The sequence below is a fragment of the Aquipuribacter hungaricus genome, from assembly GCF_037860755.1.
Taxonomy (GTDB): Bacteria; Actinomycetota; Actinomycetes; order Actinomycetales; family JBBAYJ01; genus Aquipuribacter; species Aquipuribacter hungaricus.
Window position 1 is genome coordinate 1 of record NZ_JBBEOI010000085.1, and the last position, 14,274, is coordinate 14,274.

Annotated in this window: 12 protein-coding genes; 3 read left to right on the forward strand and 9 right to left on the reverse strand. The window is 77.1% G+C overall.

Annotation, left to right across the window (positions count from 1 at the left end):
• Positions 1 to 766, reverse strand: a 766-nt coding sequence (locus tag WCS02_RS10580) for a DUF3710 domain-containing protein (RefSeq protein WP_340292845.1), incomplete at its 3' end; no start/stop codon positions are given.
• Positions 763 to 1,341: a dUTP diphosphatase gene (gene dut / locus WCS02_RS10585; RefSeq protein WP_376983661.1), complete on the reverse strand. Its 579-nt coding sequence runs from the start codon at positions 1,339 to 1,341 to the stop codon at positions 763 to 765. The genes dut and WCS02_RS10580, both read right to left, overlap by 4 nt.
• Before the next feature lie 37 nt (positions 1,342 to 1,378).
• Between dut and WCS02_RS10590 the strand changes: the two genes are divergently transcribed.
• Positions 1,379 to 1,852: a DUF3093 domain-containing protein gene (locus WCS02_RS10590; RefSeq protein ID WP_340292847.1), complete on the forward strand. Its 474-nt coding sequence runs from the start codon at positions 1,379 to 1,381 to the stop codon at positions 1,850 to 1,852.
• A 104-nt stretch (positions 1,853 to 1,956) separates the two neighbouring features.
• On the opposite strand, the gene WCS02_RS10595 is transcribed toward WCS02_RS10590, so the two are convergent.
• The 3 genes from WCS02_RS10595 to WCS02_RS10605 form a co-directional block, all read right to left on the reverse strand.
• On the reverse strand, positions 1,957 to 2,250 hold the full coding sequence (locus tag WCS02_RS10595) for a DUF4193 domain-containing protein (protein WP_340292857.1): 294 nt from the start codon (positions 2,248 to 2,250) through the stop codon (positions 1,957 to 1,959).
• A 166-nt stretch (positions 2,251 to 2,416) separates the two neighbouring features.
• Entirely contained in the window at positions 2,417 to 3,364 is a 948-nt protein-coding gene (locus WCS02_RS10600; protein WP_340292849.1) for an inositol monophosphatase family protein, read from the reverse strand.
• Between the two features lie 4 nt (positions 3,365 to 3,368).
• Positions 3,369 to 4,538 (reverse strand): ferrochelatase, encoded by a 1,170-nt coding sequence (locus tag WCS02_RS10605; protein ID WP_340292850.1) that lies wholly within the window; start codon positions 4,536 to 4,538, stop codon positions 3,369 to 3,371.
• Between the two features lie 150 nt (positions 4,539 to 4,688).
• On the opposite strand from WCS02_RS10605, the gene sepH reads away from it, so the two are divergent.
• Positions 4,689 to 6,023, forward strand: coding sequence for a septation protein SepH (sepH, locus tag WCS02_RS10610; RefSeq protein ID WP_340292851.1), 1,335 nt, complete (start codon positions 4,689 to 4,691; stop codon positions 6,021 to 6,023).
• A 9-nt stretch (positions 6,024 to 6,032) separates the two neighbouring features.
• Here sepH and WCS02_RS10615 read toward each other — a convergent pair whose 3' ends face one another.
• From WCS02_RS10615 to WCS02_RS10630, 4 genes are all read right to left on the reverse strand, one after another.
• Positions 6,033 to 6,785 (reverse strand): thymidine kinase, encoded by a 753-nt coding sequence (locus WCS02_RS10615; protein ID WP_340292852.1) that lies wholly within the window; start codon positions 6,783 to 6,785, stop codon positions 6,033 to 6,035.
• A gap of 123 nt (positions 6,786 to 6,908) precedes the next feature.
• Positions 6,909 to 8,087, reverse strand: a complete 1,179-nt coding sequence (locus WCS02_RS10620) for an alkaline phosphatase family protein (RefSeq protein ID WP_340292853.1) — start codon at positions 8,085 to 8,087, stop codon at positions 6,909 to 6,911.
• Between the two features lie 38 nt (positions 8,088 to 8,125).
• Positions 8,126 to 8,794 carry a DUF5998 family protein gene (locus WCS02_RS10625; RefSeq protein WP_340292854.1) on the reverse strand — a complete coding sequence of 223 codons (669 nt, stop codon included), beginning with the start codon at positions 8,792 to 8,794 and terminating at the stop codon, positions 8,126 to 8,128.
• Positions 8,795 to 8,854: 60 nt separating this feature from the next.
• On the reverse strand, positions 8,855 to 11,512 hold the full coding sequence (locus WCS02_RS10630) for a bifunctional acetate--CoA ligase family protein/GNAT family N-acetyltransferase (RefSeq protein ID WP_340292855.1): 2,658 nt from the start codon (positions 11,510 to 11,512) through the stop codon (positions 8,855 to 8,857).
• Between the two features lie 172 nt (positions 11,513 to 11,684).
• Between WCS02_RS10630 and WCS02_RS10635 the strand changes: the two genes are divergently transcribed.
• Entirely contained in the window at positions 11,685 to 14,126 is a 2,442-nt protein-coding gene (locus tag WCS02_RS10635) for a DNA gyrase/topoisomerase IV subunit A (protein ID WP_340292858.1), read from the forward strand.
• Positions 14,127 to 14,274 lie beyond the last annotated feature (148 nt).

The window sequence follows — 14,274 nt, forward strand, 5'->3', positions numbered from 1 at the left end:
GATCCGACTTGGCCTGCTGCGCGGGGGCCTGGCCGCCCTGCTCGACCGCTGCGGTCGGCTGCCCGGGCTGCGCGACCTGGGCCGGCGGCGCGACCTGGGCCGGCGGGGTCGGGACCCGGCGCGCGGTCTCGGGGACGCGCAGCGGCAGCGGCTCGCGCGGCGCCATCGGGTCGGTGCCGCGCACGACGACGACCGAGCGGACCAGGTCCTCCAGGTCGGCGCCGCGGCCGCGGGACGCCAGCTCCTCGGGCAGGGTCGCCCCGACGGACTGGAGCACCTCGGGGCCGGAGAACACGGCCCGGACGAACCAGCGGGGCCCGTCGACGCCGCAGAAGCGCTGCACCTGCAGCACCCGGCGCCCGTCGGGCAGCGTCGTGGGCACCCGGGCGACGAGCTCGGTGCCGAAGCTGCCCTCGCGCTCCTCGGTCTGGCCGCCGCCGCCGCTGACCGCCGCGGCGATCTCCGGCCGCACCTCGTCCCAGACGCCGGCGCTGCGGGGCGCGGCGAAGGCGGTGAGCTGGACGGACGAGGCGTCGGCCTGGACCGTCACCGCGGCCACGGCGCCGCTGGTCTTGTCCACGTCGAGCCGGATCTTCAGGTCCTGGCGGGCGGGCAGGCGGAACGCGCCGAGGTCGAGGTAGCCCTCGGTGCTCACCCCGGGGTCGCCCACGTCGAGCGGTCCGGTGGGGGGCGACAGGGCACCCCGCTCGGCGGCGACCGGCTGGCTGGGGTCGGGCCGGGTGCGGGCGTTCCAGAAGGGGGTCACTGCAGGAGTCCTCCGAGGTCGGGGTGGGCTGGGCCGGCACTGCCGGCCGGGCCCGCGGGAGACGTGGTGACGGCCGCCGTGCCGGTGGAGCCGAAGCCGCCCTCGCCGCGCCCGGAGCCCGGGAGCCGGTCGACCTCGACGAGGTGGACGGCGGGGAGCTCCATGACGACGAGCTGGGCGACGCGGTCCCCGGCGCTCAGCCGGACCGGGGTCGTGGTGCTGGTGTTGAGAAGGGTGACCCGGACCTCGCCGCGGTACCCCGCGTCGACGGTCCCGGGGGCGTTGAGGACCGTGACGCCGTGGCGTGCGGCCAGGCCGGAGCGCGGCAGCACGAACGCCGCCGTGCCCACGGGCAGCGCGAGGGCCAGGCCCGTGCCGACGGTCGCCCGCTCCCCCGGGGCCAGCTCGACGTCCTCGGTGCAGACCAGGTCGAGCCCGGCGTCGCCGGGGCGGGCACGGGCCGGCAGCGGCACGTCGGCGAGGCGGCGGACGAGGACGTCCACGACCGCGCCGTCCCACGGGTCGGCGGGCGGCGACGACGGCCTGGTGGCAGGGACGTCGTCGGCGGGGTGCACCCGACGACTCTAGCCAGCGCCGTGGGACCCTTGTCCCGTGCGTACCGTCTACTCCGAGCGGCTGTGGCCGGCGGCCTGGGTCTGGACCTGGGGCGCCCTCGTCGCGGTCACGCTGGGCGTGGTGTTCATCCCCGCGACCTCGCTGGGCTTCGCCGCCGCCGTCGGGGTCGTGGCGCTGCTGGGGACCTTCCTGCTGCTGCGCCAGTGGAGCCCGGTGGTCCGGGTCGTCGAGCCGGAGCCCGGCGCGGGGCTGTGGCTGCAGGCCGGCGAGGCGCGGATCCCGGCCTCCGCGCTGGGCGACCTGGAGCCCCTGGACCCGGCCGGCATGAAGGTCGCCCTCGGGCCGGCGCTGGACGCCCGTGCCCACCTCTGCATCCGGGGCTGGGTGGCCACCGGCGTGCGCGCCGAGGTCGCCGACACCCGCGACCGGGTCCCCTACTGGCTGGTCAGCACCCGGCAGCCGCGGCGGCTGGCCGCGAGCCTGCGCGCGGAGAGCCTGCAGGGGTCCTAGGCCTCCTCGGTCCCCGTCCCCGGACGTGCCGGCGGCCGCCCCCGGTCACCGGGGACGGCCGTGGGCGCCGTCCCCGTGGCGGACGGCCGGGTGGTGCGGTGCGCTCAGGCGCACTCGGAGCAGATCGGCAGCCCGTCCTTCTCACCGACGAGCTGGCTGCGGTGGTGCACCAGGAAGCAGGAGCCGCAGGTGAACTCGTCCTGCTGGGCGGGGAGGACCTGGACCGAGAGGTCCTCGTTGGACAGGTCGGCGCCGGGCAGCTCGAAGCCCTCGGCGGCGTCCGTCTCGTCCTCGTCGACCTGGCCGGTCTTCGCGTCGCCCCGGCGGGCCTTGAGCTCCTCGATCGAGTCCTCGGAGTCTTCTTCTGTCTTGCGCGGTGCGTCGTAGTCGGTCGCCACTGGCGTCGTCACACTCCGTCTGGGATGTCCTCGCCCCACCGGTCCCGCTGGGGCTGTCACGCCAACGCTCGTGGGCCGGTAATGATGCCCGAGAGAGGTCGCGCGCGGATTGTGCCCTACCCGCCGCCCCGGCACCAGCGGGCCGGGGCCATGAGGGCAGGTGCCGTCAGGGCAGGTGGTGCGGGGAGTAGCCGCTCTCGCGCACGGCGCGGTCCAGCTCGGCGGCCACCCCGGGGGCCGCGGCCACGCAGAGCCGCGCGTCGACCGGTCCCCCGTCGGGACCGGTGACCACGGCGCCGGCCTCCCGGGCGACGAGCACCCCGGCGGCGTGGTCCCACGGGTGCAGGCCCCGCTCGACGTAGGCGTCCAGGCGGCCCGCGGCGACCATGCACAGGTCGAGCGCAGCGGCACCGACCCGGCGCACGTCGCGCACCCGGGGCAGCAGCTCCGCCACGGCCCGGCCCTGCTCGGCCCGGACCCCCGCGTCGTAGCCGAAGCCGGTGCCGAGCAGACAGGCGGCCAGGCTCGTGCAGCCCGAGGCCTCCAGCGGCAGGCCGTCGGCGTGCTCGCCCCCCGGCAGCGGCCCGTCGAGGCGGGCCCCTCCCCCGGCGGTGGCCGAGAAGGTCTGCCCCCGCTCGACGTCCAGCACCGCCCCGGCGACGGCGCGCCAGGCGTCCGGACGGGGCGGGCCGGCGACCACGGCCACGCTCACGGCGTAGCTGCCCGTGCCGTAGAGGTAGTTGACGGTGCCGTCGAGCGGGTCGACGACCCAGGTGAGCCCGCTCGTGCCGGTCAGGGCGGCCTCCTCCTCGCCGAGCACGCCGTCGTCCGGGCGCTCGGCGGCCAGCAGCTCGCGCACCCGCCGCTCGGCCGCGAGGTCCGCGGCGGTGACGACGTCGGTGGCGGTGGACTTGGTGCGCGCCACCGACACCACCCCGCGGCGGTGCTCGAGCAGCAGCCGCCCCGCCTCGGCGGCCAGGCGCACGGCGAGCAGCCGGAGCTGCTCCGGGTCGGTGCCCGGCGGGAGCGGGTGCCCGTCCGTGACGTGGCTGCTGTCCGTGCCGCGGGTGCCGTCGGTGACCCGGCTGCTGTGCGTGCCGTGGGTGGTGTCCACCGGGTCAGCCGAGGACGGCGTCACGGCCGCCTGCGGCGCCGGTCGTGCCGCCCGCCAGGACCGGCTGCTGCCAGTCCTCGCCGCACGCCGCGGGCTTCTCGGCGCGGGTGTTGCGGCAGCAGCCGACCGGGCAGACGGAGTGGCTGGGGCCCCACGGGCCGAGTGCCGGCTGGCCGGGCTGCCCGCCGCGGGCGACCTCGGCGCGCTCGGCCATGAGGTCGACGAGCTGGGCGACGAAGGCCGGCGCGGTGCCGACGGTCGCGGCCCGCTGGAACGGCAGCCCGATCTCCCGGGCGGTCTCCTCGGCCTCGGTGTCGATGTCGAACACGACCTCCATGTGGTCGGACACGAAGCCGACCGGGGACACGACGACGGCGGGGACGCCCTGGGCGTGCAGCGCGCGCAGGTGGTCGTTGACGTCGGGCTCGAGCCACGGCTGGGTGGGCGGGCCGGAGCGGGAGCAGTAGACGAGGTCCCACGCGGGCGTGGTCCCCAGCGCCCGGCCGGCCTCCTCGGCGACCGCGGCGCAGGCCTGCCGGTGCTGTTCGCTGTAGGCGCCGCCGGCCGGGCCGGAGGCCTCCTCCATGACGTCGGGCACGGAGTGGGTGACGAAGACCAGCCGGGCGCCCTCGCGCAGGCCGGGCTCGAGGCGCCCGTAGGCCGCGACGACCCCGTCGGCGTTGGCCCCGACGAAGCCGGGGGTGTTGAAGTAGTGGCGGACCTTGTCGACCTCGACGGCGCGGCCCTCGGCGGCCAGCGCGATGACGGAGGCCGCGACGTCCTCGCGGTACTGCCGGCAGCCGGAGTACGAGGAGTACGCCGACGTGATGACCGCGAGCACGCGCCGGGCGCCGGCCTCGTGGGCCTCGCGCAGGGTGTCGGTGAGGTAGGGGTCCCAGTTCCGGTTGCCCCAGTACAGCGGCAGGTCCACGCCGCGGGAGCCCAGCTCGGTGCTCAGGGCCGCCAGGAGCGCGCGGTTCTGGTCGTTGATCGGGCTGCGGCCGCCGAAGTGCAGGTAGTGCTCCGCGACGTCGGCGAGCCGCTCGCGGGGGATGCCGCGCCCCCGGGTGACGTTCTCCAGGAACGGCATGACGTCGTCGGGCCCCTCCGGGCCGCCGAAGGACAGCAGGAGCAGGGCGTCGTAGGGGGCCAGGTCGGCAGGGGTGGAGGTCACCCGCCCATCCTCGCCCGCGCCGTGGCGCCGGGCACGCCGGGTCCCCCACCGACACACGGCCCCGGTTGGGCGGGACGGGCCCGCCGCGGTGGCACAGTTGCGGCTCGGACGTCACGGCGCGCGTGCCGTGACACCGGGACGGAGGCACGGATGGACACCCTCAGGCTCGTCGAGGTCGCCGGCGACGGCTCCCTCGTCCTGATGACCGGGGACGGCCGCCGCTTCTCCCTCGCCGTGGACGAGCAGGTCCGCTCCGCGGTGCGGCGCTCCCGCAACGGCACCCACGCCCCGCCCGCCGGCCCCGACCGCCCGGGCCCGCGCGAGGTGCAGGCCCGGATCCGCGCCGGCGCCGACGCCCAGGAGGTCGCCACCCAGACCGGCCTCGACGTCGACTTCGTCCGCCGCTTCGAGGGCCCGGTCCTCGCCGAGCGCGCCCACGTGGCCGACCTGGCCCGGAAGACCCCGGTCGACCGCGGCGGCGACCCGACGCTCGACCTCGAGCGCGTGGTCGTCGAGGTGCTCACCGGCGAGGGCCACGACGTCGACGACATCGGCTGGGACTCCCGCCGGGTCGACGGCACCCGCTGGCAGGTCGTCGTGACGACCGGGCCCGGCGACCGGACCGACCGCACCGAGGCGACCTGGGGCTTCGACACCTCGACCCGCTCCCTGGAGCCCGTCGACGCCGAGGCCGAGCGGCTCACCGGCGTCGAGCGCCGCCGCCGGCTCAGCGCCGTGCGCGAGAACGTGTTCGACGTCGAGCGCCCGTCCGCGGCGGCCCCCGTGGGCCGCGGCGGCACGGTGGAGCTGCTCGACGCCCTGGCCCGCCAGCGTGGCCGCCGTCCCGTCACCCGCCCGGCCGCGCCGGGGACCGGTCAGGAAGCCGGCGAGGACGCTGCCGTCCATCCTGCCGCTGCCGAGGCCGGTGACGGCCAGGGTCGCGTCGTCGACGGCCGTGCGCTCGACGGCCGTGCGCCCGACGGCCGTGACGACGACGCTCGCGACCTGGACGCTGACCGCGGCGGCGTCGACGAGGGTGGTCCCCACCAGGCCCGTGAGGACGAGCACACCGGCGGCGGCGTGGTCGGTGCCGTGGTGGCCGGCGCGCTGGTCGCGGGCGCCGTCGTGGCCGGCACCGTGGTCGCCGGCTCGTCCGGTGGCGACGACGCGGACCGCGCCGAGGACGACGACGCGGCCGACCGTGCGCGGGCTGATGACGCGACTGACGAGGACCACCGGCGCGCCGCCGGCCTGCGGGTCGTGGCCGCCGGCCGGGTGGGCCCGGACGACACGTCGGTGAGCATCGAGCCGGACCTGCTCAGCGACCTCGAGCTCGACCAGCCCGGCGCGCGGGCCGCGGGCCAGGACGCCCGGCCCGCCCGCCAGCAGGCGGTGGCCGCCGGCGACCGGCGCTCTCGACGGCGGCGCTCCGCCGTGCCCAGCTGGGACGAGATCGTGTTCGGCGCCAAGCGTGAGGACGGCTGAGCGGCCCGCTCAGCCCTCGAGCGCCTCGGGCAGCACGGCGAGCTGCGCGTACGGGTCGATCGGGCACTGCTCGGGCGACCACGGCAGCACGTCCGGCGACAGCTCGGCGGCCCGCGCCGCCCCCGCCGTCATCCGGCGCATGAAGTGCCGGCGGCAGAGGACCTCGTAGGCCACGTCGTCCTCGGCCGGCGACCCGGTCGGCCCGGCCGCGCCAGGCGCGCCGTCCTCCGCCGCCGTGACGTCTCCCACGACCACCTGGGCGCCGTCGACGACCATGCGCCCGTGCACGGTGCGGGCGTTGTGGGTGCCCCGGGCGCCGCACCAGCACAGCGCCGCCACCTGCAGCGCCTCGACGCGGTCGGCGAGCTCGACGAGGCGCTGCGAGCCGGGGAACAGGCGGGCCCGGAAGTCGCTGGTGATGCCGAACGCGAAGACGTCGATGCCCAGCTCGTCGACGACGCGGGCCAGCTGGTCGACCTGCGCCGGGGTGTAGAACTGCGCCTCGTCGCAGACCAGGTAGTCGGTCCGGCGGCCCGCGAGCCGCTCGTCGACCACGGCCGTCCACAGGTCGTCGTCCTCGGCGACCTCGCGGGCCGGCCGCTCGAGCCCCAGCCTGCTGCTGAGCCGGCCGCGCCCGGCCCGGTCGCGGCGGGTGAACAGCATGCCGACCAGGCCGCGGGCGGCACGGGTGTGGTCGACCTGGAGGGCCAGGGTCGACTTGCCGGAGTCCATCGTCCCGCAGAAGAAGACGAGCTCGGCCATGACGGGCGACGCTACCGCCCGCGGCGGGCCCGCCCGTCCCGGGCAGCCGCCCGGCGGGTGCGGTCGGGCGGGTGCGGTCGGTCGGGTGCGGTCGGGTGCGGTCGGGCGCGGTCGGGCAGGCGGTCAGGCCGTGAGCCGCAGCAGCGGCACGGCGGTCTCGGCGTCGGTGAGCGAGCCGTGCTGGCCGACCATCGACAGCGCGGTCGCGTCGGGCGAGGCGCTGTCGACGACCGCCACGTCGTCGCGGGCGGCCACGAGCACCTCGCCCACCCGGGCCATGACGGCGGGGTCGGCGTCGGCCCCGAACCAGCCGGCGGCCAGGGCCTCGTCGCTCGTCAGCACCCACGCGCGGTCCCCCGCGACGTCGCGCCAGCGCGCGGCGACGTCCTGGGCCGCCCCGGGCGCGGTGCGCAGCTGCACCAGGCGCGGCTCGCCCGCGGTGCCGAGCACGTCGGTGCGCAGCGACGGGTGCTCCGCGACGTCGATCATCGAGCCGCGGGGGCAGTCGACCATGCCGTGGTCGGCGGTGACGACGACGAGGGCGTCCTTCGGGGCGCGGCGCCGCAGGGCCTGCAGGGCGGCGTCTACGCGCTCCAGCTGCGAGGCCCACTCGTGCGACAGCCAGCCGCGCGCGTGCCCGGTCTTGTCGATGTCGCCCCAGTACACGTTGACCATCGCCTGCGGCGTGGCCGACAGGGCGGCCACCGCGGCGTCGACCCGGGCGTCCAGGGTCTCGGCGCGGACGTAGGCGGGCCCGCGCAGCGCCGCCCGGGTGAGGCCTGACCCCTCGAACGCGGCGGGCCCCACCATCGTCGTGGGGACCCCGGTGGCCGCGACCCGCTCGAACACCGTCGCGCGGGCCTGCCAGGCCAGGGGGTCGAGGTCACCGGGCCACTGCAGGTGGTTGACCACGTCCGTCGTGCCCGGCCGGAACGCCCGGTAGCCGACGACGCCGTGCTGGCCGGGGGCGCAGCCGGTGCCGTACGAAGCCAAGGCGGTCGCCGTCGTCGACGGGACGGCGGTCCGCAGCTCCGCCGGCGCACCGTCCGGCTGCGACCTCGACGCCCGGCGCAGGAACGGGGCGTGCCCGCCCCGCTCGGCGAGCAGCCGCGCGCCCAGCCCGTCGACGAGCACCGTGCAGACCCGCGGGTAGGTCCCCAGAGCGAGGGTGTCGGTGAAGCCGTCGACACCGACGGCACCGGCCACCGACGGCAGCAGCCGGGCCAGGGAGTCCCCGTCGTAGTCCGGCACCACGGCGACCTCGGCCACGGTCCGGGCCGCGCCCGCGGTCGTCCCCCGCACGGGGGTCCTGACGGTGCCGGTGCCCGCGCCGGGCGCGGTCACACCCGGGGCCGGGACGTCGCGGCCGACAGCGCCCGCGCGAACCGCATGGCCTCCTCGACCGCGTCGTGGCCCTCGGCCTCGGCGCTCACCCGCAGCGACAGGTCGTCGCCGGTGACGCTGCCGGTGTAGCCGTGGTCGGCGTCGCACTCGGGGTCCGCGCACCCGGCGGGCTCCAGGTCGACCCGGCTGGCGATGCCCCAGGCCACGCCCAGGGTCACCTCGCGGGGCAGGCCGCCGGGGCGGTAGCGCTCGGGGCGGTCGACGACGTGGGTGAGGACGACCGCGGTGACCCGGTCCAGGGGGACGGCCTCGGTGCTCGCGGCGGCGTACGTGCGCCCGGCGTCGGCCGCGCGGACGGGCGAGTCCGGGTGCGCCGGCCCGCCGACGCCGTGGCCGTCGCCGTCGCTGTGGTCGTCGGCGTGGGCGACGATGAGCCGGGTCGGGGTGAGGACGAGGACCGTGACGTGGCGGCGGACCTGGTCCCCCTCGTCGAACGTCGTCTCCGGGTGGACGAAGTGGTCGACGGCCTCCTCGCCGGCGACGGCCGTCCGGACGACGTCGCAGACGACGGCCGGGTAGTAGCCCGCCCGCTCGATGGCTCGCGTCAGCCCGGCCGGCAGGTCGGGGTCGGTGCCGCGGCGGGTGCCGGGTCGGGTGTCACGCACACCCGCATCCTCGCACCCGGGCGGGGGTCGCCGCGTCGGACCTGGGGACGCGTCCCCCGCTCAGGGCAGCGGGAGCAGGGCCCGCCGCCCGCCGTCGGCACGGGTCGCGGGCTCGGCCACCCAGGCGGTGGCGTCGAGCACGGCCACCCCGCCCGGGTGCACGTGGACCGGCTGCAGCCGCAGCGAGGCGACCTGCGGCAGGTCCTCGGCCAGGCGGGACACCCGTGCGACCACGTCCTCGAGGGCGTCGACGTCGACGGCGGGCCTGCCGCCGTGGCCGAACAGCCGGGGCGCGGCCTTGACGCCACGGACGAGGTCGTGGACGTCGGTCGTGGTCAGCGGCGGGATCCGGTGGGCGACGTCGCCGAGCAGGTCGATGGCGTCCCCGGCCAGGCCGAAGCTGACGATGGGCCCGAACAGCGGGTCCTCCACCGTGCTCAGCACCGTCGAGACGCCGCGGGGCGCCATGTGCTGGACGAGCAGCGGTCCGGAGTGGCTGCCCAGCTCGGCGAGCATCCCCTCCACGCCGGCCCGCAGCGCGTCGTCGTCGTCGATGTTGAGGCGGATCCCGCCGGTGTCCAGGCGGTGCCGCAGCCGGGAGGCCTTGAGCACGACGGGGTAGCCGGTGTCCCGGGCCGCCCGCACCGCCTGCTCGGGGTCCTCGACCTCCTGCGACGCCCACACCTGCACGCCGTAGCAGCCGAGCAGCCGGCCGACCTCCTCGCGCGTGAGGGCGCGGCCGTCGGGGCTGTCGGCGAGCGCGCCGTCGACCAGCGCCCGGGCCGCCCGGCTGTCCACGCCCGGGGGGTCGACGAGCGGCCCGGTCTCGCGGCGGCGCCACTCGGCGTAGCGGACCACGGAGGCCAGGGCGCGCACGGCGTCCTCGGGCAGCGGGTAGGCCGGCACCGGCGGCCGGTCCTCGGTGGTGGACCCGACCAGCCGCGGGCCGATGAAGCAGGCGACCGTGGTGCGGCCGGAGCCGTCGGCGCGCCGCTGCAGCGCGAGCTGGATGTCGTCGGTGGCCACCTGCAGCGGCGGGATGAAGCTGGCCACCACGGCGTCCACGTCGTCGCGGGCGTAGACCCGGGCCAGCGCCGCGTCGAACTCCTCCGCCGTCGCCTCCGAGCGCACGGACACCGGCTCCCCCACGACCGTGAGCCCCCACGAGGCGCAGGCGTCGGCGGCGAGCGCGCTGAGCGCCGGGGAGTTGCCGACCACGGCCACCCGGTCCCCGGCGGGCAGCGGCTGGTGCAGCACCACCTGGGCGACGTCGAAGAGCTGGTGGAGGTTCTCGGTCCGGATGACGCCGGCCTGGCGGAGCATGGCGTCGAACGCCTCCGGCGGGGCCATCGACTCCCGGACCTCGTGGCCGGGCGGCACGCCGTACTCGCTGACCCCGCTCTTGACGACGATGGTCGGCTTGACCCGGGCGAGCTGGCGGGCGATCCGGGAGAACTTGCGGGGGTTGCCGACGCTCTCCAGGTACAGCCCGACCACGGACGTGCGGGGGTCGTCGAGCCAGTACTGCAGCGCGTCGTTGCCGGACACGTCCGCGCGGTTGCCGGCGGACAGGAACGACGACAGGCCGAGGCCCCGCCGGTCGGCGCTGGACAGGACCGCGACCCCGAGCCCGCCGGACTGGCTGAACAGCGCGAGCGCCCCGGCACCGGGCATCGTGGGCGCGACGGAGGCGTTGAGGCTCACCGTCGGGTCGGTGTTGATGATGCCGAAGCTGTTGGGGCCGATGACCCGGATGCCGCTGGCCCGGGCCAGGCGGACGAGCTCGTGCTGGCGCGCGACGCCCTCGGGGCCGTCCTCGGCGAAGCCGCTGGAGACCACCACGGCGCCCTTGACGCCGAGGTCGACGCACTGGGCGAGCACCTCGGCGACCGACGCCGCGGGGACCGTGACGACGGCCAGGTCGACCGGGCCGGGGACGTCGGACACCGCGGCGTAGGCCACGCTGCCGCCCACCTCGAACGCCTCGCGGTTGACCACGTGCACCGGCCCGGCGAACCGGCCCTCGGTGATCGCCCCGAGCACGCGGGCGCCGAAGGAGCTGGCGTCCCGGCTCGCCCCGACCACGACGACCGAGCGGGCGTTGAGCAGGGCCCGCATGCTCAGGGACTCCGCGCGGTGCTCCCGGGCGGCCATGACGTCCCGCGAGCGCTCGGTCGGGTCGATGTCGAAGGACACCTCGATGATGCCGTCGTCCAGGTGGTGGTCGACCTCGTAGCCGGCCTCGCGGAAGACGCCGAGCATGCGCTGGTTGGTCGGCAGCACGTCCGCGGTGAAGCTGGTGAAGCCGTTCTCGCGAGCCGCGGCCGCCAGGTGCTCCAGCAGCACCGAGCCGATCCCCCGGCCCCGGTGGCTGTCGGCGATGTTGAAGGCCACCTCCGCAGAGCGCGGGGCGCCGGGGCCGTCGCCGCCCTCGTAGCGGCCGATGCCGACGATCTCGTCGCGCACCGTGGCGACGAGGCCGACCCGGCGGACGTGGTCGACGTGGACGAAGCGGCGCATGTCCGCCGGGCTGATCCGGGGCATGGGGGCGAAGAAGCGGAAGTAGATGCTCTCGGCGCTCTGCGCGGCGTGGAACCGGTCGATGCGCGCGGCGTCGTCGGGGCGGACCGGGCGGACGTGGGCGACCCCGCCGTCGCGCAGCACGACGTCGGCCTCCCAGTGCGCGGGGTAGGGCGCGGCGGGCTGCGCTCCGGTCACGGCCCGACGCTACCCGTGGCCGTCCCTGCGTGGTGCCCCTGCTGGCCTCCCGGCCTGGGGGACGATGGGTGCCGTGAGCCCTGCGCGCCGTGGTCCCCGGTCCGGTCCTGCCGACGGCGGTCCCGAGGTGCCCCCCGGCGGCCACGTCGTCGACATCGACGTCGAGGAGGAGATGCAGGGGGCGTTCCTCGAGTACGCCTACTCCGTCATCTACTCCCGCGCCCTGCCCGACGCCCGCGACGGCCTCAAGCCGGTGCAGCGGCGGATCGTCTACCAGATGGCCGAGATGGGCCTGCGCCCCGACCGCGGCCACGTCAAGAGCGCCCGCGTCGTCGGCGACGTCATGGGCAAGCTCCACCCGCACGGCGACGGCGCGATCTACGACGCGCTCGTCCGGATGGCGCAGCCGTTCACCATGCGCCTGCCCCTGGTCGACGGGCACGGCAACTTCGGCTCCCTCGACGCGGGCCCGGCCGCCGCGCGCTACACCGAGGTGCGCCCCGCGCCCGCGGCCACCCTGCTCACCGACGGGCTCGACGAGGACGTCGTCGGCACCGTCGACAACTACGACGGCTCGCTCCAGCAGCCGGAGGTGCTGCCCGCGGCGTACCCGAACCTGCTGGTCAACGGCGCGAGCGGCATCGCGGTGGGCATGGCGACGAACATGCCGCCGCACAACCTCGCCGAGGTGGTGGCGGCGGCCCGTCACCTGGTCCGGCACCCGCAGGCCACGACGGCGGACCTGGGCCGGTTCGTCCCGGGCCCGGACTTCCCCACCGGCGGCACCGTCGTCGGCCTGGACGGGGTGCGCGAGGCCTACGAGACCGGGCGCGGGTCGTTCCGGGTGCGCGGTCGGGTGCAGGTGGAGGCGGTGACCGCCCGCCGCAAGGGCCTCGTCGTGACCGAGCTGCCCTACGGCGTCGGCCCGGAGCGGCTCATCGAGAAGATCAAGGACGCGGTGCAGGCCAAGAAGCTCGACGGCATCGCCGCGCTGACGGACCTGTCGGACCGCACCCGCGGGATGCGTGTCGTCGTGGAGCTCAAGAGCGGCTTCGACCCCGACGCGGTGCTCCAGCAGCTGTACCGGCAGACCCCGCTGGAGGAGGCGTTCAGCGTCAACGCCGTCGCCCTGGTCGACGGCCGGCCCCGGACGCTCGGGCTGCGCGAGCTGCTGCGGGTGTACGTGGACTTCCGCCTGGACGTGGTGCGGCGCCGGACCGCGCACCGCCTCGCGGTCGCCGAGCGGGAGCTGCACCTGGTGCAGGGCCTGCTCGTCGCGGTGCTCGACATCGACGAGGTCATCCAGGTGATCCGCACCAGCGACGACTCGGGCACGGCGCGCGAGCGCCTCATGACGGTGTTCGAGCTCACCCAGGTCCAGGCGGAGCACATCCTCGAGATGCGGCTGCGCCGGCTCACCCGCTTCTCCACCCTGGAGCTGGAGACCCGCCGCGACGAGCTGCTCGGCCGGATCGAGGGGCTGCGCGAGCTGCTGGGCAGCGACGAGCGGCTGCGCGACGTGGTCGCCGACGAGCTCGACGCCGTCGTCGCCGAGCACGGCACCCCCCGGCGGACGGTGCTCCTGGAGGGGGGGGAGGTGCCGGCCCCGCGCGGGCGGGCGCCGCTGGCGGCCCTGGAGGTGCCCGACGAGCCGTGCCGGGTGCTGTGGGGCGCGACGGGGCTGCTCGCCCGCACCGCCGACCTGAGCCCGCTCGCGCTCCCCCGGACGGCCCGCGACCGCAGCCGCCACGACACCATGCTCGCCGCGGTCACCACGAGCGCCCGCGCGCACGTCGGCGTGGTGACCAGCACCGGGCGCCTCGTGCGGCTGCCGGTGGTCGACCTGCCCGCCCTGCCCTCGACCGCGTCCCCGGTGACCCTGTCCGGCGGGGTGTCGGTGAGCGAGGCCGCCGGGCTGGCCGCGGGCGAGCGCGTCGTCGGCCTCGTCGACCTGGCCCCCTCCCGCCCTGGCGGCGGCACGGGTCTGGTCACCGCCCGCGGCGTCGTCAAGCGGGTCGTCGCCGAGGTCCCGCCGGGCCGCGAGGAGTGGGAGGTGCTCCGGCTGGCCGACGGCGACGAGGTGGTCGCCGCCTTCGACGTGGCCGACCCCGACGAGCTGGTCGTGGTGAGCGACGACGCCAGCCTGCTGCGCTTCCCCGCCTCCGCCGTCCGGCCGCAGGGCCGTCCCGCGGGCGGCATGGCCGGGATGCGGCTCGCCCCGGGTGCGCGGGTGCTGTTCGCCGGCGCGGTCCGCCCCGCCGGCGAGGGCGACGGGGACGCCGGGGCCGACGCCGCGGACGGGTCCGTCGAGGAGGTCGTCGTCGTCACGGCCGCCGGGAGCACGGGGCGGCTGCCCGGCAGCCCCGCGTCCTCGGTCAAGGTGACGCCGTTCGCGCTCTACCCGGCCAAGGGTCGCGGCACGGGCGGGGTGCGGGTGCACCGCTTCCTCAAGGACGAGGACGTCCTGCTGGCCGCCTGGGTGGGCGTGGGTCCGGCGCTGGCGGCCGGGGCGACGGGCGTGCCCGTGACGCTGCCGGGACCGGACGCGCGCCGTGACGGCTCGGGGGCGAGGCCCGCCGGCGCGGTCCAGGTGCTGGGCGGCGTCCCCCGGTGAGCGTCCCCGACGTGGGTCCGGCCCTCGAGCCGGCCTCCGAGCCGGCCCCGGACCCGGCCCCGGAGCCGGCGCTGCGGTGCAGCGTCGCCGCGCGCGACCTCGGCGAGCCGGTCGACGCGACCGCGCCGAGGGCCGTGTCGTGGCTGGC